The sequence below is a fragment of the Candidatus Poriferisodalis sp. genome (assembly GCF_965208925.1).
Lineage (GTDB): Bacteria > Actinomycetota > Acidimicrobiia > Acidimicrobiales > Poriferisodalaceae > Poriferisodalis.
This window is the reverse complement of record NZ_OZ242364.1, coordinates 961858-988004: the sequence shown is the minus strand read 5'-3', so window position 1 is coordinate 988004 and position 26147 is coordinate 961858. Positions and strand designations below refer to the sequence as shown.

The 26147-nt window shown below is 69.2% G+C and carries 30 protein-coding genes and 1 tRNA gene; 25 read left to right on the top strand and 6 right to left on the bottom strand.

Annotated features, from left to right (window positions below; translation table 11 throughout):
- The first annotated feature begins 4 nt into the window (after positions 1 to 4).
- Entirely contained in the window at positions 5 to 160 is a 156-nt protein-coding gene (locus ACOGI5_RS04215) for a hypothetical protein (protein ID WP_419863220.1), read from the top strand.
- A gap of 3 nt (positions 161 to 163) precedes the next feature.
- Here ACOGI5_RS04215 and ACOGI5_RS04210 read toward each other — a convergent pair whose 3' ends face one another.
- Positions 164 to 883, bottom strand: a complete 720-nt coding sequence (locus tag ACOGI5_RS04210; protein ID WP_419863219.1) for a winged helix-turn-helix domain-containing protein — start codon at positions 881 to 883, stop codon at positions 164 to 166.
- Positions 884 to 888: 5 nt separating this feature from the next.
- Positions 889 to 2241: a type I glutamate--ammonia ligase gene (gene glnA / locus ACOGI5_RS04205; RefSeq protein WP_419863218.1), complete on the bottom strand. Its 1353-nt coding sequence runs from the start codon at positions 2239 to 2241 to the stop codon at positions 889 to 891.
- A gap of 233 nt (positions 2242 to 2474) precedes the next feature.
- Here glnA and glnII point away from each other — a divergent pair, with 233 nt between their 5' ends.
- Positions 2475 to 3488, top strand: a complete 1014-nt coding sequence (gene glnII, locus ACOGI5_RS04200) for a glutamine synthetase GlnII (protein WP_419863217.1) — start codon at positions 2475 to 2477, stop codon at positions 3486 to 3488.
- Positions 3489 to 3514: 26 nt separating this feature from the next.
- Here the strand turns inward: glnII and ACOGI5_RS04195 are convergent, their stop codons facing one another.
- Entirely contained in the window at positions 3515 to 5368 is a 1854-nt protein-coding gene (locus tag ACOGI5_RS04195) for an NAD+ synthase (RefSeq protein ID WP_419863216.1), read from the bottom strand.
- A gap of 312 nt (positions 5369 to 5680) precedes the next feature.
- On the opposite strand from ACOGI5_RS04195, the gene ACOGI5_RS04190 reads away from it, so the two are divergent.
- Both ACOGI5_RS04190 and ACOGI5_RS04185 read left to right on the top strand, forming a co-directional pair.
- On the top strand, positions 5681 to 6616 hold the full coding sequence (locus ACOGI5_RS04190) for a sigma-70 family RNA polymerase sigma factor (protein WP_419863215.1): 936 nt from the start codon (positions 5681 to 5683) through the stop codon (positions 6614 to 6616).
- A 10-nt stretch (positions 6617 to 6626) separates the two neighbouring features.
- On the top strand, positions 6627 to 7484 hold the full coding sequence (locus ACOGI5_RS04185; protein ID WP_419863214.1) for a metallophosphoesterase family protein: 858 nt from the start codon (positions 6627 to 6629) through the stop codon (positions 7482 to 7484).
- Positions 7485 to 7740: 256 nt separating this feature from the next.
- On the opposite strand, the gene ACOGI5_RS04180 is transcribed toward ACOGI5_RS04185, so the two are convergent.
- Positions 7741 to 7836, bottom strand: a tRNA-Sec gene (locus ACOGI5_RS04180).
- Between the two features lie 155 nt (positions 7837 to 7991).
- Here ACOGI5_RS04180 and ACOGI5_RS04175 point away from each other — a divergent pair.
- The 8 genes from ACOGI5_RS04175 (at position 7992) to tatA (ending at position 12504) form a co-directional block, all read left to right on the top strand.
- Positions 7992 to 8624, top strand: a complete 633-nt coding sequence (locus ACOGI5_RS04175; RefSeq protein ID WP_419863213.1) for a hypothetical protein — start codon at positions 7992 to 7994, stop codon at positions 8622 to 8624.
- Complete coding sequence (locus tag ACOGI5_RS04170) at positions 8621 to 9730, top strand: CpaF family protein (RefSeq protein WP_419863212.1); 1110 nt, start codon at positions 8621 to 8623, stop codon at positions 9728 to 9730. Before ACOGI5_RS04175 ends, ACOGI5_RS04170 begins: the two co-directional genes overlap by 4 nt.
- Positions 9731 to 9824: 94 nt before the next feature.
- Positions 9825 to 10463 carry a type II secretion system F family protein gene (locus ACOGI5_RS04165; RefSeq protein WP_419863211.1) on the top strand — a complete coding sequence of 213 codons (639 nt, stop codon included), beginning with the start codon at positions 9825 to 9827 and terminating at the stop codon, positions 10461 to 10463.
- Entirely contained in the window at positions 10427 to 11146 is a 720-nt protein-coding gene (locus ACOGI5_RS04160) for a type II secretion system F family protein (RefSeq protein WP_419863210.1), read from the top strand. The genes ACOGI5_RS04165 and ACOGI5_RS04160 overlap by 37 nt, the downstream gene beginning before the upstream one ends.
- A 30-nt stretch (positions 11147 to 11176) precedes the next feature.
- Entirely contained in the window at positions 11177 to 11392 is a 216-nt protein-coding gene (locus ACOGI5_RS04155; protein WP_419863209.1) for a Flp family type IVb pilin, read from the top strand.
- 80 nt (positions 11393 to 11472) lie between these two features.
- A complete protein-coding gene (locus tag ACOGI5_RS04150; protein WP_419863208.1) occupies positions 11473 to 11814 on the top strand; it encodes a TadE family type IV pilus minor pilin in 342 nt (113 codons plus the stop codon).
- 144 nt (positions 11815 to 11958) lie between these two features.
- Positions 11959 to 12237, top strand: a complete 279-nt coding sequence (locus tag ACOGI5_RS04145; RefSeq protein WP_323672114.1) for a WhiB family transcriptional regulator — start codon at positions 11959 to 11961, stop codon at positions 12235 to 12237.
- A gap of 72 nt (positions 12238 to 12309) precedes the next feature.
- Positions 12310 to 12504 carry a twin-arginine translocase TatA/TatE family subunit gene (gene tatA, locus ACOGI5_RS04140; protein WP_419865427.1) on the top strand — a complete coding sequence of 65 codons (195 nt, stop codon included), beginning with the start codon at positions 12310 to 12312 and terminating at the stop codon, positions 12502 to 12504.
- Positions 12505 to 12519: 15 nt separating this feature from the next.
- Here the strand turns inward: tatA and ACOGI5_RS04135 are convergent, their stop codons facing one another.
- Positions 12520 to 12825 (bottom strand): WhiB family transcriptional regulator, encoded by a 306-nt coding sequence (locus ACOGI5_RS04135; RefSeq protein ID WP_419863207.1) that lies wholly within the window; start codon positions 12823 to 12825, stop codon positions 12520 to 12522.
- 106 nt (positions 12826 to 12931) lie between these two features.
- Between ACOGI5_RS04135 and ACOGI5_RS04130 the strand changes: the two genes are divergently transcribed.
- The 9 genes from ACOGI5_RS04130 (at position 12932) to ACOGI5_RS04090 (ending at position 21700) form a co-directional block, all read left to right on the top strand.
- Positions 12932 to 13213: a hypothetical protein gene (locus ACOGI5_RS04130; protein ID WP_419863206.1), complete on the top strand. Its 282-nt coding sequence runs from the start codon at positions 12932 to 12934 to the stop codon at positions 13211 to 13213.
- A gap of 123 nt (positions 13214 to 13336) precedes the next feature.
- Entirely contained in the window at positions 13337 to 14380 is a 1044-nt protein-coding gene (locus ACOGI5_RS04125) for a PstS family phosphate ABC transporter substrate-binding protein (RefSeq protein WP_419863205.1), read from the top strand.
- A 50-nt stretch (positions 14381 to 14430) separates the two neighbouring features.
- Complete coding sequence (pstC, locus tag ACOGI5_RS04120; protein ID WP_419863204.1) at positions 14431 to 15357, top strand: phosphate ABC transporter permease subunit PstC; 927 nt, start codon at positions 14431 to 14433, stop codon at positions 15355 to 15357.
- Positions 15357 to 16286: a phosphate ABC transporter permease PstA gene (gene pstA / locus ACOGI5_RS04115; RefSeq protein ID WP_419863203.1), complete on the top strand. Its 930-nt coding sequence runs from the start codon at positions 15357 to 15359 to the stop codon at positions 16284 to 16286. Before pstC ends, pstA begins: the two co-directional genes overlap by 1 nt.
- A gap of 25 nt (positions 16287 to 16311) precedes the next feature.
- A complete protein-coding gene (pstB, locus tag ACOGI5_RS04110) occupies positions 16312 to 17193 on the top strand; it encodes a phosphate ABC transporter ATP-binding protein PstB (RefSeq protein WP_419863202.1) in 882 nt (293 codons plus the stop codon).
- A 19-nt stretch (positions 17194 to 17212) separates the two neighbouring features.
- Complete coding sequence (phoU, locus tag ACOGI5_RS04105; RefSeq protein WP_419863201.1) at positions 17213 to 17920, top strand: phosphate signaling complex protein PhoU; 708 nt, start codon at positions 17213 to 17215, stop codon at positions 17918 to 17920.
- Positions 17914 to 19281, top strand: a complete 1368-nt coding sequence (locus ACOGI5_RS04100; RefSeq protein WP_419863200.1) for a sensor histidine kinase — start codon at positions 17914 to 17916, stop codon at positions 19279 to 19281. The genes phoU and ACOGI5_RS04100 overlap by 7 nt, the downstream gene beginning before the upstream one ends.
- The gene (locus ACOGI5_RS04095; RefSeq protein WP_419865426.1) at positions 19278 to 19997 is read left to right on the top strand and encodes a response regulator; all 720 of its coding nucleotides are present in this window, start codon (positions 19278 to 19280) and stop codon (positions 19995 to 19997) included. Before ACOGI5_RS04100 ends, ACOGI5_RS04095 begins: the two co-directional genes overlap by 4 nt.
- A 98-nt stretch (positions 19998 to 20095) precedes the next feature.
- On the top strand, positions 20096 to 21700 hold the full coding sequence (locus tag ACOGI5_RS04090; RefSeq protein WP_419863199.1) for a hypothetical protein: 1605 nt from the start codon (positions 20096 to 20098) through the stop codon (positions 21698 to 21700).
- 17 nt (positions 21701 to 21717) lie between these two features.
- On the opposite strand, the gene ACOGI5_RS04085 is transcribed toward ACOGI5_RS04090, so the two are convergent.
- Positions 21718 to 22845, bottom strand: coding sequence for a zinc-dependent metalloprotease (locus ACOGI5_RS04085; protein ID WP_419863198.1), 1128 nt, complete (start codon positions 22843 to 22845; stop codon positions 21718 to 21720).
- Positions 22846 to 22909: 64 nt separating this feature from the next.
- On the opposite strand from ACOGI5_RS04085, the gene ACOGI5_RS04080 reads away from it, so the two are divergent.
- The 4 genes from ACOGI5_RS04080 to ACOGI5_RS04065 are packed head-to-tail and all read left to right on the top strand — an operon-like array spanning position 22910 to position 26081.
- Positions 22910 to 23857, top strand: a complete 948-nt coding sequence (locus ACOGI5_RS04080; RefSeq protein ID WP_419863197.1) for an NAD-dependent epimerase/dehydratase family protein — start codon at positions 22910 to 22912, stop codon at positions 23855 to 23857.
- Positions 23854 to 24327, top strand: a complete 474-nt coding sequence (locus ACOGI5_RS04075; RefSeq protein WP_419863196.1) for a molybdenum cofactor biosynthesis protein MoaE — start codon at positions 23854 to 23856, stop codon at positions 24325 to 24327. Before ACOGI5_RS04080 ends, ACOGI5_RS04075 begins: the two co-directional genes overlap by 4 nt.
- A gap of 46 nt (positions 24328 to 24373) precedes the next feature.
- A complete protein-coding gene (locus ACOGI5_RS04070) occupies positions 24374 to 25087 on the top strand; it encodes a hypothetical protein (RefSeq protein WP_419863195.1) in 714 nt (237 codons plus the stop codon).
- 34 nt (positions 25088 to 25121) lie between these two features.
- A complete protein-coding gene (locus ACOGI5_RS04065) occupies positions 25122 to 26081 on the top strand; it encodes a rod shape-determining protein (RefSeq protein ID WP_419863194.1) in 960 nt (319 codons plus the stop codon).
- Positions 26082 to 26147: the final 66 nt, after the last annotated feature.

Here is a 26147-nt window from a genome sequence, read left to right as displayed (position 1 = left end):
AGTCGTGTTCGGCGCCATTGTCATCGTGATCGTGCTCTTGCTGAGCCCGTTCATCATCACGATCTCGCTGGCGGCAGTGGCTGCGGCCCTCGGCAAGCTCCTCACCGACGACGCCGAGGAGCGCCATGAAGGCAGCTCGCTCATCCAGACCAACGTGTAGCCGCTAGCGCCAGCGATACGTCCCGAGCCGGTACCCGACCGACCGCACGGTCTGGATGAGATCCGCGTTCTCCTCGCCCAGCTTCGCCCGCAGCCGCCGTACATGGACGTCCACGGTCCGCGCGCCCCCGTAGTACTCGTACCCCCACACCTGGTTCAGCAGCGCCTCACGGGTGAACACCCGCCCCGGCTGCGATGCCAGGAAGCGCAGCAGCTCGTACTCCATGTAGGTGAGGTCGAGCGGGCGCTCGTCCACTACCGCCTCGTATGTGTCGAGGTTGATGCGCAGCGGCCCGTATTCGATGATCTCGGTCGATCCGCCGTTCGACGCGGCAGCCAGGTGCGCCAGCCGGGCCTCGAGCTCGCGCGGGTGGAACGGGTCGAGGCAGAAATCGTCGAAGAGCTCGTCGCGCATGGTCAGTTCGTCGAGCGCATTGCCGCGTACCAGCACCAGCACCGGCAGTGTGGCCGCAGCGTGCTCCCGCAGCGCCCGCGCCACCGTCCAGGCCGCATCTGTGCCGCCCTCGCTGGCAACGCCCCCGCTGCTCAGGCCCTCGCTGTTCGGGTCGCCGCCGCCCAGCCGGATGATCGCTCCCGCCCAGCCCTCGGGTGGCGCGCCCGCGGTGACATCGGCTGCGGTGGCCACCGGTTTCCAGGCGTAGCCGCCGAGATCCAGGAAGTGCGCCAGCTCGGTGCTGACCGTGGCGGGGTGGACGGCGTACATGAAACTCACACGGCAGCGAAGTAGTTGTCCAGTTCGAATTGGGTCACTTGCGTCTGGTAGGCCGACCATTCTCGCCGCTTGTTGCGCAGAAACCATCGGAACAGGTGCTGCCCGAGCGTTTCCGCTACGAGCGCGCTGCCTTCCATCTCGTCGAGCGCTTCGTCCAGCGAGGCCGGCAGATGATGCCCGTAGGCCGGCCCGCCGTGGTCGCTGTAGCCGGTGATGGACGGGGGCGTCTCGGGGGGCAGCTCGTAGCCCTCGGTGATGCCCTTCAGCCCTGCGGCCAGGATGACGGCGAACGCCAGGTACGGGTTGCAGGCGGGGTCGGGCGCCCGGTACTCCACCCGCGTCGCCTCTTCGCCCTCGTTGCGCGTCGGCGGCACCCGGATGAGCGCTGCACGGTTGCTGCGGGCCCACGAGATCGCCACCGGCGCCTCGTACCCGGCAATCAGCCGCTTGTAGCTGTTGACGAGCTGGTTGGTGACCGCCGTGATCTCGCGGGCGTGGCTGAGCAGCCCGGCCACGAAGCCCCGTGCCACGTCGGACAGCCCGTCGGCCGAGTTCTCGTCGCTGAATGCGTTGCGCCCGTCTGCGAACAGCGACATGTGGGTGTGCATCCCCGAGCCCTGCACCCCGGCGAGCGGTTTGGGCATGAAGGTGGCGTGCACGCCGTGCTCGAAGGCGATCTCGCGTACCAGCAGCCGGAAGGTCATCACGCTGTCGGCCATGGTGAGTGCGTCGGCGTAGCGCAGGTCGATCTCGTGCTGCGACGGCGCGTCCTCGTGGAACGAGTACTCGACCGGGATGCCCATGGTCTCCAGCGCGCTCAGCGTGCGGTGGCGGATGTCGGACGCGATGTCGGCAGTGGTCAGGTCGAAGTAGCTGCCGGCGTCGAGCGGCACCGGCCGCCCGTCCACCCGGTCGGGCTCGAACAGGAAGTACTCCATCTCGGGCGCGACGTAGAACGTGTAGCCGGCGTCGCGCGCCCGGTCCATGACCCGGCGCAGCACACCCCTGGGATCCCCGTCGAAGCGGGTGCCGTCGGCCCCGGTGATGTCGCAGAACATGCGGGCGGAGATCTCGTCGCTGCTGCCGTTGCGAGCCGGCATGAGCTCGAACGTCTCGGGGTCGGGCACGGCCACCATGTCTGCTTCGGCGATGCGGCTGAAGCCTTCGATGGACGACCCGTCGAACACCATGCCCTGGGTGAAGGCCGCCTCCAGCTCTGCCGGCGAGATGGCGAACGACTTGAGCTGCCCCGCCACGTCGGTGAACCACAGGCGGATCAGCCGCACGCGCCGCTCGGTGACGCGGCGCAGCACGTAGTCCTGGGGTCGTTCCCGTTCTGGAATCGTCACAGTGGCCTTCCCCTCTGGTCGGGCCCGCGGGCTGGCTGGGCCCGCAGCGGGGCGTGGCGCGCCCCATTTGGCTGAGTCCCCATTTTCGGCGGTGTTTCGGTGCTCGATCCAGAGGCGAGGGCGAGCTTCACGCGCTGTTCACAATTGGGCAATGGCCCGGAAACCCTGGGTGGTTTGTATCGTGCGGACGGAGAGTTGACTTCCATGCGATTGATTCAGCGAAGGAGCATGCAGTGACCTACCGGGCCGAGTACATCTGGACTGACGGCACCGAGCCCACGGCCGAGGTTCGTTCCAAGACGAGAGTCTTGGCCGACGGCGACGAGCCGGGCATCTGGGGCTTTGACGGTTCGAGCACCAACCAGGCAGAAGGCAGCGACTCCGACGTCGTGCTGCAGCCGGTCTACACCTGCCCCGATCCGCTGCGGGGCGGCAACGACATCATGGTGATGTGCGAGACGTTCCTGCCAGAGACGATGGAGCCGCACCCCACCAACATGCGGGCCAAGACCCGGGCGATCCTCGACAAGTACGGCGATCAGGACTTCTGGTTCGGGCTCGAGCAGGAGTACACCATGCTCGACCCGGTCACGAAGTGGCCCTCGGGCTTCCCGCCCAACGGCTTCCCCGGCCCTCAGGGGCCGTACTACTGCGGCGTGGGCGCGCTGCGCATCCACGGCCGTGATGTCGTGGAGCAGCACACCACCTGGTGCATCGAGGCGGGCCTGAACATCTCGGGCACCAACGCCGAGGTCATGCCCGGTCAGTGGGAGTTCCAGATCGGCCCGTGCGATGCGCTGACCGTGGGCGACGAGATCTGGCTCGCCCGCTACCTGCTGTACCGCGCCGGCGAGGATCACGAGATCGAGGTCAGCCTGGCCGCCAAGCCCATGCAGGGCGATTGGAACGGTGCGGGCATGCACACCAACGTGTCCACCAAGGCCATGCGCGAGAACTACGACGCCGTGGTGAAGGCCGCTCAGTCGCTGGGAGCGCCGGGCAAGCCTGAACAGCACATTGCCGGCTACGGCCACGGCATCGAGCTGCGCCTGACCGGCGAGCACGAGACCGAGCGCTACGACACGTTCAGCTACGGCGTGTCCGATCGTGGCGCCTCGGTGCGCATCCCCTGGCAGGTCCATCAGGACGGCAAGGGCTACATCGAGGATCGCCGGCCGAACGCCAACGCCGATCCCTACGTGGTGACCGCCCTGCTGAGCCAGACCATTGGTGAGGCGCTGGCCTGAGCCTGCCCGCTCGGGCCCGCCGGGGCCTAGCGGTAGAAGTTCGTGATCGGCATGCGTCGGTCCTTGCCGAAGCTCTTGGCAGTGATGCGAGGACCGGGCGGCGACTGACGCCGCTTGTACTCGGCGATGTCGACCAGCCGCGTGATGCGGTGCACGACGCCGGGATCGGCCCCGTACTGATCCAGCAGCTCAGGCTGTTCGAGCATCTCGGCGGCGCTCAGGTCGCCTTCCACGTAGGCCTCCACCAGCGGGTCCAGCAGCTCGTACGGCGGCAGGCTCTGGTCGTCGCGCTGGTCGGGCCGCAGCTCTGCTGAGGGCGGCTTGTCGATGCAGGACTGCGGGATGCGTTCGCCGTCGCCCTGGCGGTTGCGCCAGCGGCACAGCTCGTAGACGAGCAGCTTGGGCACGTCCCGGATCACGGCGAACGCCCCTGCCGTGTCGCCGTACAGCGTCGTGTAGCCCACGGAGGTCTCGGTCTTGTTGCCGGTGGTGAGCACCAGCCAGCCGAACCGGTTCGACAGCGCCATGAGCAGCACGCCACGGATGCGGCTCTGCAGGTTCTGATCGGTGAGGTCGGCGGCCGCCAGCTCGGCAGGATCGGCTGCAGGATCGCCTGGTGGACCACTGGCAGGGTCGGCCCCGCCGGTGTGAGTGTCGAGCATCCCGGCGAGCGCAGCGTGCGCCGGCTCGATCGGCACCGTGCGGAAGTCGATGCCCAGGTTGGCGGCGAGCTGGGCCGCATCGGTGCGGGAACCGTCGCTGGAGTAGCGCGACGGCATCGAGACGCCGTGCACATGCTGCGGTCCGAGCGCGTCGGCGGCGATGGCCGCGACAGCGCTGGAGTCGATGCCGCCTGACAGGCCGACCGCGACATCGCTGAAGCCGTTCTTGTGCACGTAATCGCGTGTGGCGACCACAAGTGCCCGCCAGACCTCTTCCAGTGGTTCCAGCAGCGGCGTCAGCGCATTGTGTGCAGCGCCGCCGTCCGCTCGGCTGCTGTGCCGCGCCGACGCGCCGACGCGTTCTGTGTCTGTTGATCCCGCTGGAGCGGCGGTATCGGGGCTGGCGGGCACGGCGACGTCACAGACCGCAACCTGCTCGACGAACGCCGGCAGCCGACACACCACGCTGCCGTCGGCATCGGTCACGAACGAGCTGCCGTCGAAGACCAGCTCGTCCTGGCCGCCTACCTGGTTGACATAGACCACCGGCACGCCGAGCGCCGCCGAGCGGGTGCGGGCGACGGCTTCCCGGTCGGCCTGCTTCCCGCGCCGGTACGGCGACCCGTTCAGGTTCACGAGCAGCTGCGCGCCCATGTCCACCTGTGCCAGCGCCGGACTCGTGTCGGCCTCGCCTCCCACGATCGACGGCAGTCCGCCGTCGTCAGCAGCCGCGTCAGCAGTCCGGGGCGGCCCCCACAGGTCCTCGCAGATCGACACACCCACACGCACATCGCCCACCTGCAGCAACGGCCCCGCCTCAGTTCCGGGCACGAAGTAGCGCTGCTCGTCGAACACGGCGTAGTTCGGCAGCAGGTGCTTGCGAAAGATGCCCCGCACATGACCGTGGGAGCACAGAGCGGCCGAGTTCCACAACCGCACCGGCCCGTCCAGGCCAGTGCCCTCAGGAAAGCCGACCACCGCAGGCACCGGCCCCGTGTGCTCGGCGATCCGCCCCAGCGCCGCCGCGGCCCTCTCGATGAACGCAGGCTTCAGCAGCAGGTCCTCAGGCGGGTACCCAGTAACCGTCAACTCGCTGAACACCACCACCTGTGCCCCCGCGGCAACGGCCTCGTCATAGGCAGCCATGACCATCCCAGCGTTCCCATCCAGATCACCAAGACGAAGATTCAGCTGCGCCAGCCCCACACGCACCGCCACCAGTTCACCCTACGCCCACCCCCCACACCCACCACAGAGGCGAAGACACAGTCCGCAGAGGGCGGCGCGAGGGGCCTGGTGCCCGCGCGCAGTTTTGCGGCGCCCCTGCAACCCCGCACTCAAGCAAGCAGCGCCGCAACTGTCTGAAGCACGGGTACCAGGCCCCTCGCGCCGCCCGGGCGCAAGCGCCAGCGCAAGCACCGCCGCGCGGAGGCATCGCGGCAAGTGATAGGTACGCTCACCCCTCACCGGGGGAAGCAGCAGCGACTGCCGGTGGGCAAGCAAGCGGGGGACGACCAGCGAGGTGGCGCGGTGGCCAAAGAGAGGGTCGAACGTGACGAGGAGGATCTCGTCCGCCTGTACCTGACCGATATCGGCCAGTACCCCCTGCTGAACAAGGACGACGAAGTCCGGCTCGCCCAGCAGATCGAGAAGGGCATCGCTGCCAAGGAGCAGCTGGAGTCTCCGCGCGAGATCTCGAGCGCGCAGCGCCGCCGGCTCATGCGCAGCCAGCGCGAGGGCGCCCGTGCCGAGCGCACGTTCGTGCAGTCGAACCTGCGGCTCGTGGTGTCGATCGCGAAGAAGTACCAGGCCTCGGGGCTGCCGCTGCTGGATCTCATCCAGGAGGGCAACCTGGGCCTGATGCACGCGGTCGAGAAGTTCGACTGGCGCAAGGGCTTCAAGTTCTCTACGTATGCCACGTGGTGGATCCGCCAGGCGATCACCCGCGGCATCGCCAACACCGGCCGCACGATCCGGCTGCCCGTGCATGCGGGCGACACGCTGGCGCGCTTGCAGAAGGCCCGCTCCCGGCTCGAGCTGAAGTACGGCCGTCCGGCCACGCTGGGCGAGCTGGCGATCGAAGTCGACATGCCCGAGCAGAAGGTCACCGAGGCGCTGCGGTTCGCCGCGGAGCCGCTGTCGCTGTCGGAGCCGCTGCGCGAGGACAGCGATGCCGAGCTGGGCGACGTGGTCGAGGACCGGGCTGCCGAGTCGCCCTTTGAGGTGGCGGCCACCACGCTGCTGCCCAGCGAGATCACCCGGCTGCTGTCGCCGCTCGACGAGCGCGAGCGCGAGATCCTCAAGCTCCGCTACGGCCTCGACCGCGGCGAGCCCCGCACGCTCGAGGAGGTGGGCGAGCACTTCCAGCTCACCCGCGAGCGCATCCGCCAGATCGAGGCCCGGGCGATGTCCAAGCTGCGCCATCCCAGCACCGACACCGGCGCACGCGACCTGCTGTCCGTCTGAGCGCAAGACGGTGCTGACGGACGCCGCGTCCGGCAGCGAGATCGACGAGCTGAGCGCGCTGCGATCAGACGGCCGCGCCGGCTCGGTCCTGCTCTGCGGCGACATCCATGGCACTGCGCACACAGCGGCCGGGGCGTCAGCCGCCGCCGTCGCGCACGGCTGCGAGGCGGTGCTGCAGGTGGGCGACCTGGGGTGGCGACCCGGCGATCCGTCCAGCGCCGAGATGTGCGAGGCGATCGCCGCAGGCGGCGTGCCATGGGTCTTCGTCGACGGCAACCACGACCACTTGGGCGAGCTGGCCGCCGCGGCTGCAGCGCACCGCCGCCGCGCCTGTCATGACTTCGATCCGGACCCCGACGGCTTGTGGGGACCGGCGACGCCGATCCCGATCGCCCCGATGCTGTGGTGGGCAGCCCGCGGCTCGCGCTGGGTGTGGGGCGGCTCGCGCTTCGGCGCACTGGGCGGTGCCTGGTCGCCCGGCTGGCACTACCGCCGGCGGGGCTGGCGCTGGTTCCCGCGAGAGACGATCAGCCGGCGCGATCTCGAAGCGCTCGGCGATGAGCCGCTGGACGTGCTGGTGTGCCACGACGTGCCCGATCGAGCGCTCGTCGGCGAGGGATCCAGGTTTGCCCGCCGGGGCGACACCCAGATCGGCGAGGCGAACAGCGCGCAGGTCCGCGTGGCCGCCTGTCGTACCGGGCCACGGCTAGTGGTGCACGGGCACTGGCATCTGGCGCACTCGTCGCTGCTCGACATCGGGCGCGGGCGCCCCGCCGAGGTGGTGGGCCTGGCCGCGAACGGCGAGCCGGGCAGCTTGGCAGTGCTCGATCCGGCGACACTGCAGGTGCAGCCCATCGAGATGCCATAGCGGCGGAGATTCCTGCCTCCTCCGCCGCGAGCGCGCCCGGGCGGCCTGCGGTGGATCAGGCGTCGGTCAGGCGTCGAACCACGATGACGATCAGAGCGCCGACGATCACGGCGAGCAACAGCTTTTTCATGGTGCAGCGTCCTCTGTGCGGGATGACTATGCGAGATGACTGTGCGGGATGACTGGGGTCACCGGCACTGCGAATGCTAGGCGCACATCTCCCGAACGCAGCGCGGATTGATCGGCGGACATCGAATGGCGGAGGTGGACGGGAATCGAACCCGCCGGACGGGGATCGCCCGTCCCGCCCGCTTTGAAGGCGGGGGAGCCCACCAGGCGCTCAGACACCTCCGCTCGTCATCTTGGCCCACGGTCGCGGTTCGCGCCAGCGGTCGGGCGAGGGGCTGAGCCGGTCCGCCGAAAAACCAGTTGATCGCGCGCCCGCGCATCGGCCAAGGTCAGTGCTCACGATAAATTTCATTTGTTTTCATGTATTCAGGAGCACCAATGATCTATGCCTATGTGGGCGCCAAGGGCGGCGTCGGCAACACCGTGACTGCGCTGCTCGCCGCCAGCAGTGCCAAGCGCGCCGGCCGTGATGTGGTTCTTGTCGATCTGACCGGCGACTTCGGCGTCGTGCTGGGCACTGCCCCCGATCTGCCGGGAATCGCCGAGTGGACGGCGGCGGCGGAACTGTCGCTGGGCGCGGCCTCTGCGCTCGCAGTGGATGTCGCGCCGGGCATCAGCCTGCTGCCGCGTGGCCGCGGCGACATCGACGACGGCCGGCTGGGCACGCTGTGGTCGCTGCTCGCCGGCAAGCCGCGGGTCAACATCATCGATGCGGGGCGCGGCAGGGGAGCCCTCGAGCGGGTGGCGGGCTCGCGGGTCCGGCGCCTGCTCACCATGACTTGCTGCTACCAGGCGCTGCACCGTGCCCGTGAGCTCGTGTCCGACGTCGACGACGTGATCGTGCTGACCGACACGCAGCGCGCGCTGGGACTCGCCGACATCGAAGCCGCGCTGGGTCGGCATGCCGATGCGGTCGTGGCCGTGGATCGCTCGGTCTCGCGCTGGGCCGACGCCGGCCTGCTGCTGGACCGCTGCGCGAAGTCGGCGCGATCGCTGGATGCGTTCCTGTGAACCGCATCGCGCGTGCCGTTGCCCGCCACCCGTCAGGCCGGATGCCAGCCGACCCGGCGTTCGTGGAGGAGATCCACGAACGCTTCCTCCCGGCGCCTGCGCCGGCAGCCCGCGACGTGGCCGCCGCGGTCGAGGGAGCCGCCCCGCTGCTCGATCGCCACCACGCGGCCGATCTCGTGTCCGAGGTGCTGGCCCGCCTTGCGGGCATCGGGCCGCTGGCGGAGATCTGGGCCGATGACGAGGTGACCGAGGTGATGATCAATGGCCCCGGCCCGATCGTCATCGAGCGGCGCGGCATGTTGACCGCAGCAGGCCGGATCAGCACCGCTGAGGTGCACCGCCTGGTCGAGTACTTGCTGGGGCCGACGGGGCGACGTGTCGACCGTCGCCTTCCCATGGTGGACGTGCGGCTCGACGACCGCACCCGCTGCCACATCGCCGTGCCGCCGGTGGCGGTGGACGGCCCCTACATCACGCTGCGCCGCTTCCCCGCCGGTGCCCGCCGCCTCGACGAGCTGGCCGGCCCCGGATTCGCTGCCTGCCTCGACCGTCTCATCGCGCAGCGGGCCAACCTGATCGTCTTCGGCCCCACCAGCACCGGCAAGACGTCGCTGCTGGCCAGCTTGCTGGCCACGGTGGCCGAGCGGGAGCGGCTCGTGGTGGTGGAGGAAGCCGCGGAGCTGCCCCGGCTCGGTGCCGGCACCGTGCGCCTGGAAGGTCAGCCGCCCAACGTCGACGGCGTCGGCGCGGTGACGATGGCGGAGCTGGTGGCTGCGGCGCTGCGGATGCGGCCCGATCGCCTGGTGATCGGCGAGGTGCGCGGCCCCGAAGCGGCAGCGCTGCTGCAGGCGCTCACCACCGGTCATCGGGGCTCGCTGTCCACGCTGCATGCCGACGACCCGGCGCATGCGCTGTGGCGGTTCGAGCAGCTCGCCCGCGCCGGCGGCGCGGTCGGCGATGTGGCCGCACACATCGCGTCGGTGCTCGACGGCTTGGTGCACATGAGCCGCGGCACGGTTGGGCGCAGGACGGTCGGCGCCATCTACGAAGTGCGCCGTGACGGCTCGCTCGCAATAACGGCGACGCCTGCGGCGGCGGTCGCCTGATGTACACGCCGCCGGCTCCACGCGAGGGCTCCACGCTGTCATTCGGCGTGCGGCATTTCGCGCGGCTCGGTGCGGAATTCGGTGCTGCGCCTCCGTGGTGAAGCTGATCGTGCTGCTGGCCTGCGTGGGGGGCGTCACGTCGCCGGCGGCACGCGAGTGGTTTCGTCGGCGTCGAGACCGGCGGCGCAGCGCGATGGCGCTCGCAGCTCGCTCGGCAGGCATCGGCGACTTCTGCGCCGCGGTGTCACGCGGGCTGGGCGGCGGTGACACGATGCTGCAGGCGCTGCGGTCCGCCGCCGCCGGGCCCATGCGCGCACCGGTGGAGCAGATCGCGGCCGAGCACGAGCGCGGGGCAACGCTGAGCCGTGCTGTGCAGCGCTGGGCGGCGCGCGAGCAGACCTCGGAGGCAGCGCTGCTCTCCACGGCAGTCACGCTGGCCTCGGATCGGGTGGGCGCGCAACCGCAGCTGTTTGATCATGTCGCTGCGACGGTCCGGGCCCACGCCGACATGGCCGCCGAGGCTCAGGTTCACGCGGCACAGGCCCGTGCGTCGGTTTGGGTGGTGGCGGCACTGCCGTGGGCGGTCGCGCTGGCGCTGCTCGCCGAGGGCGGCGCTGCTGCCCGGGTGCTCACCGCTACCCCGCTGGGCTGGTTCTGCGTCGGCGGAGCGCTCTTGCTCGAGCTGGCGGGCGTGTCGTGGATGCGCGCCACGGTCGCGAGGGCGCTGCGATGATCGCCGGCCTGGCTGCGGTGCTGCCGCCTGCCGGCCTGGCTGCCGGCCTGGACCCTGCCGGGATGACGGGTTCCCCGGCTGGCGCGCTGGTCGTCAACAGCGTGGTGCTGTCGAATCCGGTGGTCATCGGCGGCCTGGCAGCAGCCGCGGTGTGCTGGGGCGGTTACGTGACCCGGCCTGATCCCGGCCGTCGTCGCGTGCTGCAGCTCGCGGCGCCTGACAGGGCTGCCGGCTGGCTGCGCCGCGTTCACCCCGATCACATGGCCGCCGAGCTCCGGGCGGTCGTCGACGTGATGAACGTGGCCCTGACGTCGGGGCTGTCGATCATCGCCTCGCTGCAGCTCGCACTCGGCCATCTCGACGGGGCGAGCGCCATCAGGCGCCGGCTGGCCGGACAGGCCGCCAGACAGCTCGACGAGACGCTGGAGGAGTTCGGGCAGACCTGCGGCCCGCGCGCCCGCGCCTTCGCTGCTGCGGTCACGGGTTCTATGCGCACCGGCATCCCGCTGGCGCCCGAGATGGAACGCCTCGGTCGGGAGCTGCGCGACGACCGCCGCCGCCGGCTCGAAGGCAAGGTGCGCCGCCTGCCGGTGCTGCTGCTGTTCCCGCTCGTGCTGTGCGTGCTCCCGGCGCTCGGGCTGGTCGCCATCGTGCCGGTCCTCGTCGCGGCCCTCGGCGGCTGACCTACCTCATCAACAACAGAAGGAGTTCCCATGCCCGAACGCTCAACCATCCGCTCTGAACATCAGGTGCGCCGCACCCACCGGCTCGCACCCGACCAGGCCGGGCAGACCACGGCCGAGTACGCGCTGCTCACCGGCGCCATCGCACTGCTCGTCGCGGCGGTCACTGCCTGGGCAACCAGCACCGGCAAGATCGGCCGCCTGCTCGACGCGGTCTTCAACTACCTGACCAAGGCCATCTCCTGAGATCGAGCCCGGCGAGGCGAACAGCGCCGCCGGCTCCGCCACTGGGCACACGCACGACGCCCGAATGCGGACAGGCCACCGTGGAGCTGGCCCTGCTGCTGCCCTTCCTGGTGCTGCTGCTCATGTGCATCGTGCAGACGGCGTTGGTCGCGCGTGACGCGGTGCTGGTGTCGCATGCGGCCCGGGTGGGCGCACGCATCGCCGCAGTGGAGCCGTCGATGGACGCCGTCCGCGAGGCCGTGGTGCAGGCTGCGCCGCTCGATCCGGACCGGCTGGAACTGGAGCGACACGTCACCGCAGAACTGGTGCGCGTCACCGTGCGTTACCGCTCTGCAACCGAGGTTCCGCTGGCCGGTGCGCTGGTCGGCGACGTCCATCTGAGCGAGTCCGCAGCGATGCCCGACGAGCGCCCGCGCCGCTGACCAGCGACGGCCGAAATTGCCGCTTGCGCATGTCACACCCATGGGGTTCAATGGCAAGTCACACACCTGTAATTACAGGTGAGCAATCTCGGCCGCCAATGAGCGCAGCGGACACGGCCGCCGAGCGGAACGCGGGGAGGGCCGATGGCATTCGCAACTGACGTAGCAGTCGAGCTACCAGCAGGGAACTGGTGGGACGAGGCCAACTGCCTCGGGGTCGATCCCGACCTGTTCTTTCCCGAGCGCGGGGCGAGCACCCGTGAGGCCAAGGCGGTGTGCCGCGGCTGCGTCGTCAGCGACGAATGTCTCGAATACGCACTCCAGAACAGCGAGAAGTTCGGCATCTGGGGCGGCATGAGCGAGCGGGAACGCCGCCGCGTGCGCCGCCAGCGAGCCCTCACGAGGCGCGCCGCTGCCGGCTGACGCCGCAGGCCGCCGCCGGCTGACCCGACTCGGCTACCGGTCTGAGCGGGCACTGGTACGCTCGCGAGCGTGATGGCAATCGCGCTCGGACCGCCCGAACTGCTCATCCTGCTCATCATCGTGCTCGTGCTGTTCGGAGGCGCCAAGCTGCCCAAGCTGGCGCGCTCGCTGGGCCAGGCTCAGCGCGAGTTCCGTGAGGGCGTGAACGACGAGGACAAGGCGGCCGGCGACAAGGCATCCGGCGACAGCTCGTCGAGCGACTCCTGATTCACCGCTGCTGAGTCAGGCAGCGCGGGCGGCCTTGCTTGCCCGGCGGCGATCCCGCAGGATCCGGCGGCGCTGCCGCTCCGATGTCCCGCCCCACACGCCGTGGGTGATGTTGTTGGCCAGCGCGTATTCACGGCAGGCGTCGGCCACCGGGCACTCGGCGCACACCTTCTGAGCCACGATCACGCCGGCACCGTCATTGGGAAAGAACACGTTGGGATCGATGTCGGTACACCTGCGGAACGTGACCCACTCCGCGGCCAGGCTCTCGGAGCCCTGGGACATCTGCGGCTCATAGACCGGATTGATCTGCAACATCATGAGAACCAACGCCGCAGGGGTGCCTCCGGTTCCCTGATTCGCCGACTCTCATCGAATTCTCAGGTAGCGCGTCGGTACCCTTGCGCCACCGTAGACAAGGACCGCCGTGACCGACATCGCCACCGAAGCCGAGCAGCTCCCGCCTGAGGTCGGCATCCGCATCATCTACCTGGGCCCCGTCGCACCGCACTGGGAGATCGAGGGCATCTACGGCGAAGAAGCGGCCGTCGACGAGTTCCGCCGCAGGACCAACGCGCGCCTGCAGCTCCTGCCGCCTCACGACCCGCAATTCCGCCGCAACCGCGAGCGGGTCGTGCGTGACGCCGAGCGCGAGAACTACGAGCTGCACTGGGACCTCGGCATGCCCGAAGAGGACGACGCCGAATAGTCCGATGCAGCGCAGCCTCGGTCGAGGCGGCCAGGCGCGTTCACGGATTGTTCACGGCATCCGTTCCCGCCGTTCACCCCGAACCCGCGGCGATGTCACAGGCCGCTCGTAGCGTGCGCGTCCATGCGAATGAACTGGCTCAAGCTGGTGGCGACGCTCTTCGCATTCGCCTTGGTCGCCGCAGCGTGCGGGGGCGAGTCAGCTGAAGCGGGCACCGCCACCGGGTCTGGGGCCGATGACCAACTCAGCGGTTCGATCAGCGTCACCGGCTCGTCCACCGTGGAGCCCATCACGAACCTGCTGGCCGAGGCCTTCGCCGAGGCGCACCCCGGTGTGGCGTTCTCGGTTGCCGGTCCTGGATCGGGCGACGGTCACAAGGCCGCCGCGGCCGGCGAGGTGCCGGTCTGGAACAGCTCACGCCAGATCCAAGACTCCGAGGCCGCCGACATCAACGCCGCCGGCATCGAGTTCATCGAGCTGCGCGTCGCCATCGACGGCATCTCGGTGGTCACCGCGGCCGGCAACGACGCGATCGACTGCCTCAGCTTCGAGGACCTGTACAGCCTGGTCGGCGACGAGGCCACCGGCTTCGGTGATTGGGCTGATGCGAACACCCTGAACGCCGAGCTGGGCGGTACTGGTCCGTTCAGCAGCGGTGCGCTCGAGATCTTCGCTCCGGGCGAGGAGTCGGGCACGTTCGACAGCTTCATCGAGATCGCCCTCGAGCACGTCTGGGAGCACCGTGTCGAGGAGGGTCATGCCGACGAGAACTTCGCCGTGCGGCCCGACTACAACGCCTCCGCCAACGACAACGTGATCATCGACGGGGTCTCCGGCAACCAGACGAGCCTGGGCTGGGTGGGCTTCGCGTTCGCCGACGAGAACCGCGACAAGGTGAAGCTGCTGGAGGTCGACGGCGGCGACGGCTGCGTGGCGCCCACGCCCGAGACCATCGCCTCAGCCGAGTTCCCGATCGCCCGCTTCCTCTACACCTACATCGACGCCGCGTATGCCTCCGACCCGGCCGTGAAGGCGTTCGTCGACTTCATGCTGAGCGATGAGGGCCAGACCTATGTGGTCGACGCCGGGTATGTCAACCTCAGCCCCGCTGATCTGGAACAGTCTCGGAGCAACTGGAACAACCTGACGACAGGCCCGACGTTCTGATGGGCAAGACGTTTTGACGGGCAGGACGTTCTGATGAGCAACACGCTCTGATGACACAAGACCAGCTGACCGCTGCCGACCTGCAGACCTCGCGTATGCGTCGGGTGCGCTCGCACACCGTCCGCTGGCTGTTCATGACCGCAGCGACGGTCACCGTGCTGGTCAGCGCGCTGATCATCTGGACGGTGGCCTCGGGGGCGTGGACGTTCATCAGCCAGGTCGAGCTCACCAGGCTGACCGACATCGGCTGGTTCCCCCGCCGGGGCCTGTTCGACCTCACCACCCTGCTGGTGAACTCGGTGCAGATCTCGGTGATCGCCATGGCGGTGGCGGTGCCGTCGGGCTTCGGAGCGGCGATCTACCTGTCCGAGTACGCGCACCCGAGGGTGCGCAGGGTGATGAAGCCCACGCTCGAGCTGCTGGCCAGCGTGCCCAGCGTCGTGCTCGGCGTATTCGCCATCAGCTTCATCACCCCGTCGATCCTCACCAACTTCTTCAGCGAGATCAACTTCTTCAACAAGCTGGCGGCGGGCATCGCGGTGGGCCTGCTGGTCATCCCCCTCATCGCCTCCATCTCCGAAGACGCCTTGCGGGCGGTCCCGGCGGCGCTGCGAGAGGCCTCGGCCGGCCTCGGCGCCCGCAGGGTCACCACTTCCATCCGAGTCGTGCTGCCGGCGGCGATGTCGGGCCTCATGGCCGCCACCATCGTCGGCTTCAGCCGGGCCATCGGCGAGACCATGGTGGTGACGATTGCGTCGGGCGGCGGTGACACATCGCTGTTCAACCTGTCGCTGTTCGAGTCCGGCGGCACCCTCACCTCCGCCATGGCGGCGCTGGGCCTGGGCACCGACCAGGTGGCCGGCAACAACCTGGCGTTCCAGAGCCTCTACTTCCTCGGCGCCCTGCTGTTCGCCATGACGCTGGTGCTCAACATGGCGGGCGACGTGATCGTTCGCCGGCTGCAGAACAGGTACTGATGTTGCTGACCTCGCCCGCCGCCATCGCCACCAGTCATGCGCTGCATCGCCGCCCCGGGGCCGACGTGGGCGGCGCCGTCTTCAAGTGGCTGCTCATCGGCGCCACCGTGTTCGCGACGGGCTTCCTGGCCGTGCTGCTCGGCGTCATGATCGTGGACGGCTGGGATGTGTTGTCGGGCAATCTCTGGTACTTCCTGACCCACGGTTTCTCGCAGCGCTCGGCTGCCGAGGCGGGCGTCTGGCAGGGCATCATCGGCAGCCTGCAGGTGGCGCTGGTCACGGGTGTGTTCGCCGTGCCGATCGGCGTCGCCACCGCCATCTACCTCGTCGAGTACGCCCAGGACTCCCGCTTCGCCCGCATCGTCGAGCTGAACATCCGCAACCTGGCGGGCGTGCCCTCGATCGTGTACGGCTTGCTCGGGCTGGTGGTGTTCGTCAAGGCGCTGGAGGACTTCTCCAAGGGCGCGACGGTGATCGCAGGCGGCATGACGCTGGCGGCGTTGGTGCTGCCGATCATCGTCATCACCTCGGTGGAGGCGCTCAAGGCCGTGCCCGATTCGCTGCGCGAGGCCGCCTACGGTGTGGGGGCCACCAAGTGGGAGGTGCTCTCACGCCAGGTCCTGCCTGCTGCGGTGTCCACGATCCTCACCGGAACGGTGCTGGCGCTGGCGCGCGCCCTCGGCGAGGCGGCGCCCCTGATCCTGGTGGGTGCCGCCACGGGCTTCATCAGCTTCGGCGACGCCAACATGCTGGAGACCTTCACCGGCCCCTACACCGCGCTGCCCGTGCTGATCTTCAACTTCGCACGCCTGCCCGGCGCCGACTGGGGGGTGAACGCGGCCGCAGCCAGCGTCGTCATCCTGGTGCTGGTGCTGGCCGTGAACGGATTGGCCATCTATCTGCGCAACCGATTCGAGAAGCAATGGTGAGACAGTGACACCCGAAGAGGCGGTGATGACTCAAGAGCCAGACGCATCAGTTGTGTCGGCAGAGGCGACTCCAGGGTCGCCCCAGACGCGCATCGACGTGAGCACTGTCGGCCACCATCGCGACGATGCCCAGACCGTCTTCGAATGCAGCGGCGTCGACGTGTACTACGACGACTTCCGGGCGCTGCGCGACGTCACGCTGGACGTGGCCTCCCACGAGGTGACAGCGCTGATCGGCCCCTCGGGCTGCGGCAAGTCCACGTTCCTGCGCTGCTTCAACCGCATGAACGACCTCATCGAGGGTGCCCGCGTGGAGGGCACCATCCACTACCACGGCGTCGATCTGTACCAGGACGAGGTCGACCCGGTGGAGGTGCGGCGTCGGGTGGGCATGGTGTTCCAGAAGCCGAACCCGTTCCCCAAGTCGATCTACGACAACATCGCGTACGGGCCCCGGCTGACGGGCGTGAAGCGGTCTGAGCTGGACGACGTGGTGGAGGGCTCGCTCACCCGGGCGGCGCTGTGGGACGAGGTGAAGGACCGCCTCAAGATGTCGGCGTACGGCCTGTCGGGCGGCCAGCAGCAGCGGCTGTGCATTGCCCGGGCCATCGCCGTGCAGCCCGACGTGGTGCTGATGGACGAGCCCTGCTCCGCGCTCGACCCCATCGCCACGGGCCGCATCGAGGAGCTCATCGCCGAGCTGAAGACCGAGTACACGATCATCATCGTCACCCACAACATGCAGCAGGCCGCTCGCATCAGCGACATGACGGCGTTCTTCACGGTGCAGCCCAACGAGCTCGGGCACCGCACCGGCGAGCTGGTCGAGTACGCGCCGACCTCGCTGATCTTCACCAACCCCGACGACCCCCGCACGGAGGCCTACATCACCGGACGGGTGGGTTGATTTACGCCACACTGCTGACATGACCGAAGAAGTACGGACCGAGTTCCATCAGCTGATGGACGAGGTTCGTGCGGATCTCGTCCAGATGGGCGGCATGGTGGCCGAGGGGATCTCGGCGGTGACCGCAGCGCTGCTCGCCGGCGACATCGGCGGCGCCGATCAGATCATCGCCGCCGACGACGAGCTCGACCTGCTGAGCCTCGAAGCCGAGGAGAAGTGCGTGCAGCTATTGGCGCTGCAGCAGCCGGTGGCGGTCGACCTGCGCACGATCCTGACCGATCTGCGGATGATCTCCGAGATCGAGCGCAGCGGCGACCTGGTCACCAACATCGCCAAGGCGGTGGCCCGTCTGCACGGGGTGGAGCTGGAGCCCCGGGTGCGGGGGCTGATCGACCGCATGCGCGAGCAGGCGGTGAAGCTGACGGCCAAGGCCATGGACGCCTATGCCGAGCGCGACGCCGGCCTGGCGTCGGTGCTCAACGACATGGACGACGTGCTCGACGACCTGCACAACACCTACATCGTGGCGGTGTTCGAGTCGCACGAGCTCGGCAACATCATCATCCAGCACGCGGTGCAGCTCGCGGTGGTGGGCCGCTTCTACGAGCGGATCGGCGATCACGCGGTGAACGTGGCCGAGCGTGTCGAGTTCCTGGTGACCGGCGAGCTGCCCGAGCATCTGGGCGCGAACCGGGCCCGTGCCCGGAGGGAGCAGGACGATTGTTGATCGCGCTGGTGGCGGTGGCGGCCGCACTGGCAGTTGCGTTGGTTGTGCTGCTGCTGCTGGTGCGGGGGCGCAGTTCGGCCGCGGAGCGGCTGGGGCGTGTGGTGCACCGGTTTGCCGGGGAAGGCGAGGAGCGCCGGCCGGGTGAGGCGCGGCTGGACCACAACAGCCTGGACGACTGGATCACCTACCTGGAGTCGATTGCCACCACGGCGGCCATGACGGCCAACCTGGCCGAGCGGGACCGGGCCCGCTGGCAGTTGGCGATGAACGAGCTGGCGGTGGGCGTGGTGCTGGTGGACGAGGACGGCGCGGTGTGTGCCAGCAATGCGCTGGCCGACGAGATGATGTCGGCTCGTGATGCGATGGCGCTGGTGGGTGCGGGTGTGACGCAGCTGCTGGAGTCGGCGCAGGAGGGGCAGGCTCGTTCCCGCACGGTGAAGCTGACGGGGCCGCCGCCGCGGGTGATCGAGATCAGCGGGCATCCGGTTGCGAGCGACAGCCATGCGCTGGGGGCTGTGGCGGTGATTGCCGATCGCACCGACGGTGTGCGGGTGGATGAAGTGCGGCGAGACTTCGTGGCCAACCTGAGCCATGAACTGCGCACGCCGGTGGGTGCCATTGCGCTGCTGTCGGAGACGCTGGCCGAAGAGGATGACGCTGCGGTGCGCACCCGGCTGGTCGACCGGATCGGGGCCGAGGCCGATCGGGTGAGCCACATCATCGACGACCTGCTGGAGCTGAGCCGGGTGGAGCTCGAGGGCACCATGGCGCAGGAGTCGGTGCCGGTGGTGCCGCTGCTGTGCGAGGTGGCGCACCAGTATTCCGAGCACGCTCGCAAGCATGAAGTGGAGTTGGTGCGGCCGGTTGAGTCGGATGACTCGGCGATCGTGCTGCATGCCGACCGGGGCCAGTTGCTGCGGGCCGTCGGGAACCTGGTCGACAATGCCATCAAGTACAGCGACCCCGGCTCGGAGGTGCGGCTGAGCGTGGCGCCCTCCAGCGGGGATGACCGCGCGCCGTCTGATGCGTTGGCGGGGGCGGACGCGCCGGTTGCCCATATCGGGCTGTCTGAGATGCCCGTGCCCGCGGATCCGCCTTCCGGCCCGTCGAACGGGGCGTGGGTGGACATCGTGGTCGCCGATGAGGGCATCGGCATTCCCGCCGATGAGACCGAGCGGGTCTTCGAGCGGTTCTACCGGGTCGACAAGGCACGGGCCCGTGCCACCGGCGGCACCGGCTTGGGCCTCAGCATCGTGCGCCACGTCGTTGCGAACCACGGCGGCGAGGTGATGCTGCACTCACGCGAGGGCGTCGGCACCACGTTCACGCTCAGGTTCCCTGCATGTCAGGCGAGCCCATGACATCGGTGCTGGTGGTCGACGACGAGCCGTCGTTCACCGAGGCGCTCTCGGTGGGCTTGCGGCGCGAGGGCTTCGAGGTGCGCACGGCGGCAGACGGCCGGGCGGCGCTGGCTGAGATCAGCGCGTCGGAGCCCGATCTGGTGCTGCTCGACGTGATGCTGCCCGGCATGTCCGGCCTCGACGTGTGCCGGGAGATTCGCAAGCAGTCGCGGGTGCCGCTGATCATGGTGACTGCCCGGGCCGAGGAGATCGACGCCGTGGTGGGCTTGGAGGTGGGCGCCGACGACTACGTGGCCAAGCCGTACCGCATGCGTGAGCTGGTGGCCCGCATGCGGGCGGTGCTGCGGCGTGCGTCGGATCAATCGTCGGCGTCGCAGCCTTCGGAACTGCTGCCGCAACCGCAGCTGATCGAGGGCGACGTCGTGCTCGACATCGACCGGCATGAGCTGCGGGTGCGCGGTGAGCTGGTGTCGCTGGCGCTGAAGGAGTTCGAGCTGCTGGCGTACCTGCTGGCGCATGCCGGCCGGGTGGTGACCCGTGACAGCCTCATGCAGGACGTGTGGGGCTACGACTACGTGGGCGAGACCAAGACGATCGATGTCCACGTCAAGCGGCTGCGGGCCAAGATCGAGGACGATCCGTCGAGCCCGACGCGCATTACCACCATTCGTGGACTGGGTTACCGCTACGAGCGGGCGTCGTCGCCTGCTGCTTGACGCGTATGCCGCGGACTGGCCCTGTTTGCTGAACGACGCACAGCCGGCTTGTCACATCGAGGGCGCACAATGGTGCTGATGACTTGGGGCAGCGGCTGATGCAGCCGTTCACGTGGCTTGCCCGCACGCATCTGCTGTCTGCTGCCGGCGATGCGCTGATTGCGATTGCCTTGGCCGGGTCGCTGTTCTTCAACCTGGATCCTGCGGCGGCCCGGCCCAAGGTGGCGCTGTACCTGCTGGTGACGATGGCGCCGTTCGCGGTGGTGGGGCCGCTGATCGGGCCGCTGGTGGATCGTGCCCGTGGCGGGCGGCGGGGGATGATCATCTGGGCGGGCATCGCCCGGGCGGTCCTGGCGCTCCTGATGGTGCGGCACCTCGACTCGCTGCTGCTGTTTCCCGAGGCGTTCGGTGCGCTGGTGGCGGGCAAGACGTACCACGTGGCCAAGAGTGCTGTGGTGCCGGGGCTGGTGCGCGAGGAGCGCGACCTGGTGGAGGCCAATTCGAAGCTGATGCTGCTGAGCGGCCTGGGCGGTGCGCTGGCGGCAGGGCCGGGTGTGCTGTTGAGCTTGGCCTCGTCGCGCTGGGTGCTGGTGCTGGCTGCGGTGGTGTTCGTGCTGATGACGTTCCCGGCGAGGCGGCTGCCTCGCACCGTCGTGCGGCCTCGGAGCGTGCCGATGCCTCCGTCGGCAAGTCAGCCGCTGGCAAGTCCGCCGCCGTCAAGTCCGCCGCCGGGCTCGCCGTCGGCAGGTTCGTCGCTGAGTCAGCCGCTGGCAAGTCCACCGCCGGGCTCGCCGGGGCTGCCAGCTGAGCGCTGGCGACGCCCGTCCGACAACTACACCGGTCCGTGGGTTGATCCGCCCAGGGGCCCTGTCGATGAGCCGGGATTCGGCGGGCCCAGTTTCGATGAGCCCAGTTTCACTGAGCCAAGCCTCGGCGGGCCCAGTTTCGATGAGCCCAGTTTCGATGAGCCCGGCTTCACTGAGCCAAGCCTCGGCGGGCCCAGTCTCGGTGCGCCCAGTCTCGGTGAGCCGGGCCTTGTCTCCCGGCCGCCGTCTCGTCCAGCGACAACCCGGCGGGGGGCGATGCTGCTGGCCGGCTCGGCCATGGGCGTCGTACGGGCCATGACCGGCTTCACGCTGTTCCTGATCGCGTTCTGGCTGCGCACCGATGACGCGGCGCCGTGGTGGTTCGGCTTCATGTTCACTGCCAGCGCTGTCGGTCAGTTGATCGGCGCCGTGGGTGCGCCGTGGCTGAGACGCCGCGTCCGTGAGGAGGTGCTGCTGGCCAGCGCGCTGCTGCTGGCGGCCGTCGTGTCGTTCTATGTGGTGACGGCGCCCGACCGCTTCTCGGTGCTGGTGCTGGCCATGGTGATGGGCCTCTTGTCGGCGCTGGGGAAGCTGTGCTTCGACGCGATCGTGCAGCGCGACGAGGTGCCCGCGGACCGGGGGCGCACGTTTGCCCGTTTCGAGACTCGGTTCCAGCTGCTGTGGGTGGTCGGCGGGCTGGTGCCGGTGGCAGCGCCCAGCGGCATCCTGCCGCTGCGGGCCGGGGTGATGCTGCTGGGCATTGCCGGCCTTGTTGCGGTGGTGCTGTATGCGGGCGGGCTGTGGGCGCTGGCGCGGGGCCGGCGTCCGCCGTCGGAGATCATCGCCACCCGCGTGCGTACTCGAGTCTTTCGTAGCCGCCGGCAGCGCAGGAGCTGACCGAGCCAGATGTCCAGCTAGTCCAGCGGCAGGTCGAGGCGGGCGAGCCAGAGGCCCGGTGCGACGAGCTCGTTCGGCGTCGGCAGCCCGCCGGGCTCGAAGAGGCGGGCCAGCCCCTCGCGGCCGGCTCGTTCGATCACGCCGGCAATGAAGCTGTCGCCCCGCTCGCGTGCCTCGGCGGTCAGCCGAACGCCCAGCAGCCGATCGGCGTAGTCGGCGCCCCTGACTTGGCGGCGGACGGCCTCGCTGAGCGCACCGAATCCGCCGATCAGGCGGGGGCCGGCCTGGGCCACCACGTCGTCGACGTAGGCGGTGACCACGCAGATCAGCGTCTCGAGATGACTTTGGCCCTCGTCCCTGGTCACGCCGAGCAGCAGTTCGGGATTGCCGAAGATGCGCTGGAGCTGTTCGCCGAGCTGCGCCTGGAGCTGCTGGGGGTCGCCGACGTCGTCAGGTGACGGCAGCTCCAGGTCGAGATTCATGGGGTCGCCGCGGCGGAAGCCGTCGATATGTCCCAACAGCAGCGAGTGCAACTCGGCACGAACTTCGGGTACCGACAGCACCGCGTGCGTGGTGTGCTCCCGGATGGCGACCCACAGCATCACGTCATCGACGTCGAGGCTCCATTCATTGGCGAACTCCGCAATGTTGGCGGTCACGATGTGCACATGTTCCCGAGGGATCATGAGGTCCGAGTTGCCGAATGCGCTGGTGGCGAGTTGGCCGGCCATCATGCCGGCGGTCATCGCCACGGTCATGGGGCTCATCATGGCCAGCAGGCCGGCGAAAGGATCCTGTGCGCCGCTGCCTGCCGGGTCGTCACGCAAGCGTTCCGACAGCCGGTCCATGAGCGGGCGGATGGTCTCGAGGGCGCTGGTGGCCCAGCCCGAGCGGGTGACCGGTTCAAGGTGCGGTGCGACCTGCAGGCCGGTGACATGTGCCACATGCAGCTCTGCCACGCGGCTGATCTCGCTGAGGCGGTGCCGCTCTACCGGGTCGACGTTGTGCTCGGGCTTTCCGCCGGTGGCGAGCTGGTTAGCGGCCTGGCGGGCGCCCTCCCAGAGCTGCTCCTCGTTGCCGCCCAGGATCGATGCGATGTCGCCGAGGAACGGGATGCCCTTGAACGGATCGTCATCGTCGGCCACAACGGCATCGTACGGCGAGTCAAAGTGACCGGGGGCAGGGTCATGAGTGAGGCATGGTAGGGAGATGAGCCGGATTGCCGTGTCGGGTGCGGGCGGCGTGATCGGCGCCCGGGTGCTGCAGTGGCTGGCCCGGTCGTTCGACGTGCTCGATCTGACCGTCGACAATCAGGGTGACAGTCAGTACGACCTGGGCGGCGCCGAGGCGCTGGTGCACCTTCGCTTGACCCGGGAGGTGACCTCCGACCGGCTGCGGCGGGTGCTGGCCGCGGCAGATGTCCGACACCTGACCATGGTGTCGAGCGCCAGCGTGTACGGAGCCTGGCCGAACCATCCGACGCCGATCTCAGAGGATCTGCCGGTGCGCCCCAACCTGGAGGCGTCGTGGGCCGTGCATCATGCCGATGCTGAGCGGATGGTGCTGGAGTGGTGCGATCAAGGTGATCGCTCCGCGGCGATCCTGCGGCCGGCGCCCGTGGTGTCGAGCGGCCTGGGCGGCCCGATCGGCGAGGCGATGCTGGCCGCGGCGCCGATCCGCACGGGCAGTGACGATCCGCCGGTGCAGTTCCTGCACCTCGACGATCTGGCCTCGGCGGTGGTGCTGGCCACACAGCGCCGGCTGTCGGGCGTGTTCAACGTGGCTCCCGACGGCTGGCTGTCGCCGGGTGAGCTTCGGGCGCTGCTGGGGGCCCGCCCCAAGATCCGGTTGCCCATGCCCTTGCCCAAGCGGCTCGACCGTTACGTGGCCCGCCGGGTGGGCCATGCGGCGCCCGAAGGGCTGCTCCCCTTCACCCGCTACAGCTGGGTGGTGGCCAATGACCGGCTGCGGGCTGAGGGCTGGGAGCCCCGCTACAGCAGCGCTCAGGCGTTCGTGATCGCCGACGTCGGGATGCCCTGGGATGACCTCAATGCCCGCCAGCGCCAGTACGCCACGCTGCTCGGCGCGGGGGCCGCGGTGGCGGCTGGCGGCTGGGCTGCCGCGGCCTGGCTCCGGCGCTCCTACGCTTTGCGATGATGTCACCCGATGTGATCCCGGCCGACACGTGGGTGGAGCTGACTCACGACGAGCTGCCGATCGCCGCGATCTATGAATGGGCGCTTGATCCGGCGGCGGGCGCGGTCGTGCTGTTCTCCGGCACGGTCCGGGATCATGCCGAGCACCGCACGGGCGTGACCCAGCTGGTGTACGAGGCGTACGAGTCGGAGGTGGCGCCGCGGCTTGCCGGCATCGCTGCGGAGATGCGGCAACGGTGGCCGAGCGTGCGCAAGGCGGCGCTGCTGCACCGGGTGGGCATGCTGGGTTTGACGGAGAGCTCGGTTGTGGTTGCCGCCTCGGCGCCGCACCGCGATGCGGCATTCGAAGCCGCCCGCTTCGGCATCGATACCTTGAAGGCCACGGTGCCGATCTGGAAGCAAGAGCATCATGACGCCGGCACCGACTGGGGCCTGCAGTCGCAGCCGATCGCGCAGGTGCCCCAGTCATGAACCAGGTGCTCCTGAGACAAGTGCTCCTGAGCCAGGTGCTCCGGTCATGAGCCCGTTGCTGTTCCTGGCGATCGCGATCGTGGTGCCGCTGCTGGGGATGGTCGTTTTGGGCGTGGGTGCCCGCATCAAGCACCAGAAGGTGACCGACGACGAGACAGGGCTGTTCCGGCGCAAGCTTGAGTCGATCGCCCCCCCTGACTCAGACGAGCTGCCATCTGGCACGCCCGGCCTCGATTCGGAGGCGTCCTCGGGTGCTGATCCCAATGTTGATGCCGGCGCTGCTGCCGGCGCCGATGCCAGCGCTGATGCCAGTGTGCAGGAACCTCCGCCCTCCGCGCCTGGCTCGAAGCCGCCTGCGCGCGCACCGGCCAGCGTCCGGCTGGTGGAGCGTGACTACTCGGTGCCGCTGCTGCCGCCGCTCAGCGCCGACCTCGAAGAGCTCCCGCTGCAGGCAGGCGATCGGAGAAGCCGCCGGGCGATGCCTCGCCCACCCGAAGCCGAACGACGGCACGACCGTGTGATCTCCGCCAACCAGCGCCCAAGTCAGATGTCCAGCCAGCGCCCCATTCAGATGCCCAACCAGCGGCCCGATCAGCGGCCCATTCAGATGCCCGACCAGCGGTCCAGCCAGCGGCCCATTCAGATGCCCAACCAGCGTCCCGATCAGCGGCCCATTCAGATGCCCGACCAGCGGCCCAGCCAGCGGCCCATTCAGATGCCCGACCAGCATCCCAGCCAGAGGCGTCGTCCTGGCTCGTGACCTGGCGATCGATCTCGGCACCGCGAACACGCTGGTGTACGAGCGGGGGCGCGGCATCGTCTTCAACGAGCCGTCGGTCATCGCGCTCAATGAGCGTTCTGGCGAAGTGCTGTCGGTAGGGCGCGAAGCCTGGCAGATGATCGGGCGCACGCCGAGCTACATCATCGCTGCACGGCCGCTGCGCAACGGCGCCATCACCGACTTCGACATCACCCAGCGCATGATCCGGCTCATCCTGCAGGGCGTGGGCGTCGGCCGTTTCGGCCGCACCCGTGTCGCCGTCTGTGTGCCTTCGCTCATCACGCCAGTCGAGCGTCGGGCGGTGATCGAGGCGGCGCGGCGTGCCGGGTCGTCAGACGTCCGGCTCATCGAGCAGCCGATCGCTGCTGCCATCGGCTCGGGCCTGCCGATCCACGAGCCCACCGGTTCGCTGGTGATCGACATCGGCGGCGGCACCGCCGAGATCGCCATGGTGTCGCTCGGCGGCCTGGTATCGCTGCGTGCCGTCCGGGTGGGGTCGTTCGATTTCGACACTGCGCTGATGAACTACGCCCGCCGGGTGCACGGCATCGCGATCGGCGAGCGCACTGCGGAGGAGCTGAAGATCAGCATCGGCTCGGCATGGCCGGTCGACGACAAGTTCGATGCCGAGGTGAAGGGCCGTGACCTGTCGACGGGTCTGCCCCGCACGTTCCTCATCACCCCCACCGAGGTGCGCTCCGCACTGGCCGACACGGTCGAGCTCATTGTGGAAGCTGTCCTGGAGTGCTTGGGCGAGGCACCGCCCGAGCTGGCACAGGACCTCATCCACACCGGCGCCCTCATGGTCGGCGGCGGCTCGCTGTTGCAGGGCCTCGACCAGCGCATCGCCTCTGAGGCACGTGTGCCTGTGCTGCGCTCGGAGTCGCCGCTCGAGACCGTCGTGCTCGGCGCTGGCCGGGCCCTCGCGAACTTCGAGTCGCTTCACGCCTCACACACGATCCCCGGCCGCTGATCCGCACCGGCGGTGGGGCACGCTGGTTAGGTGTGCTCGTCGGGCTGCTGTGCATGAGATCACTCT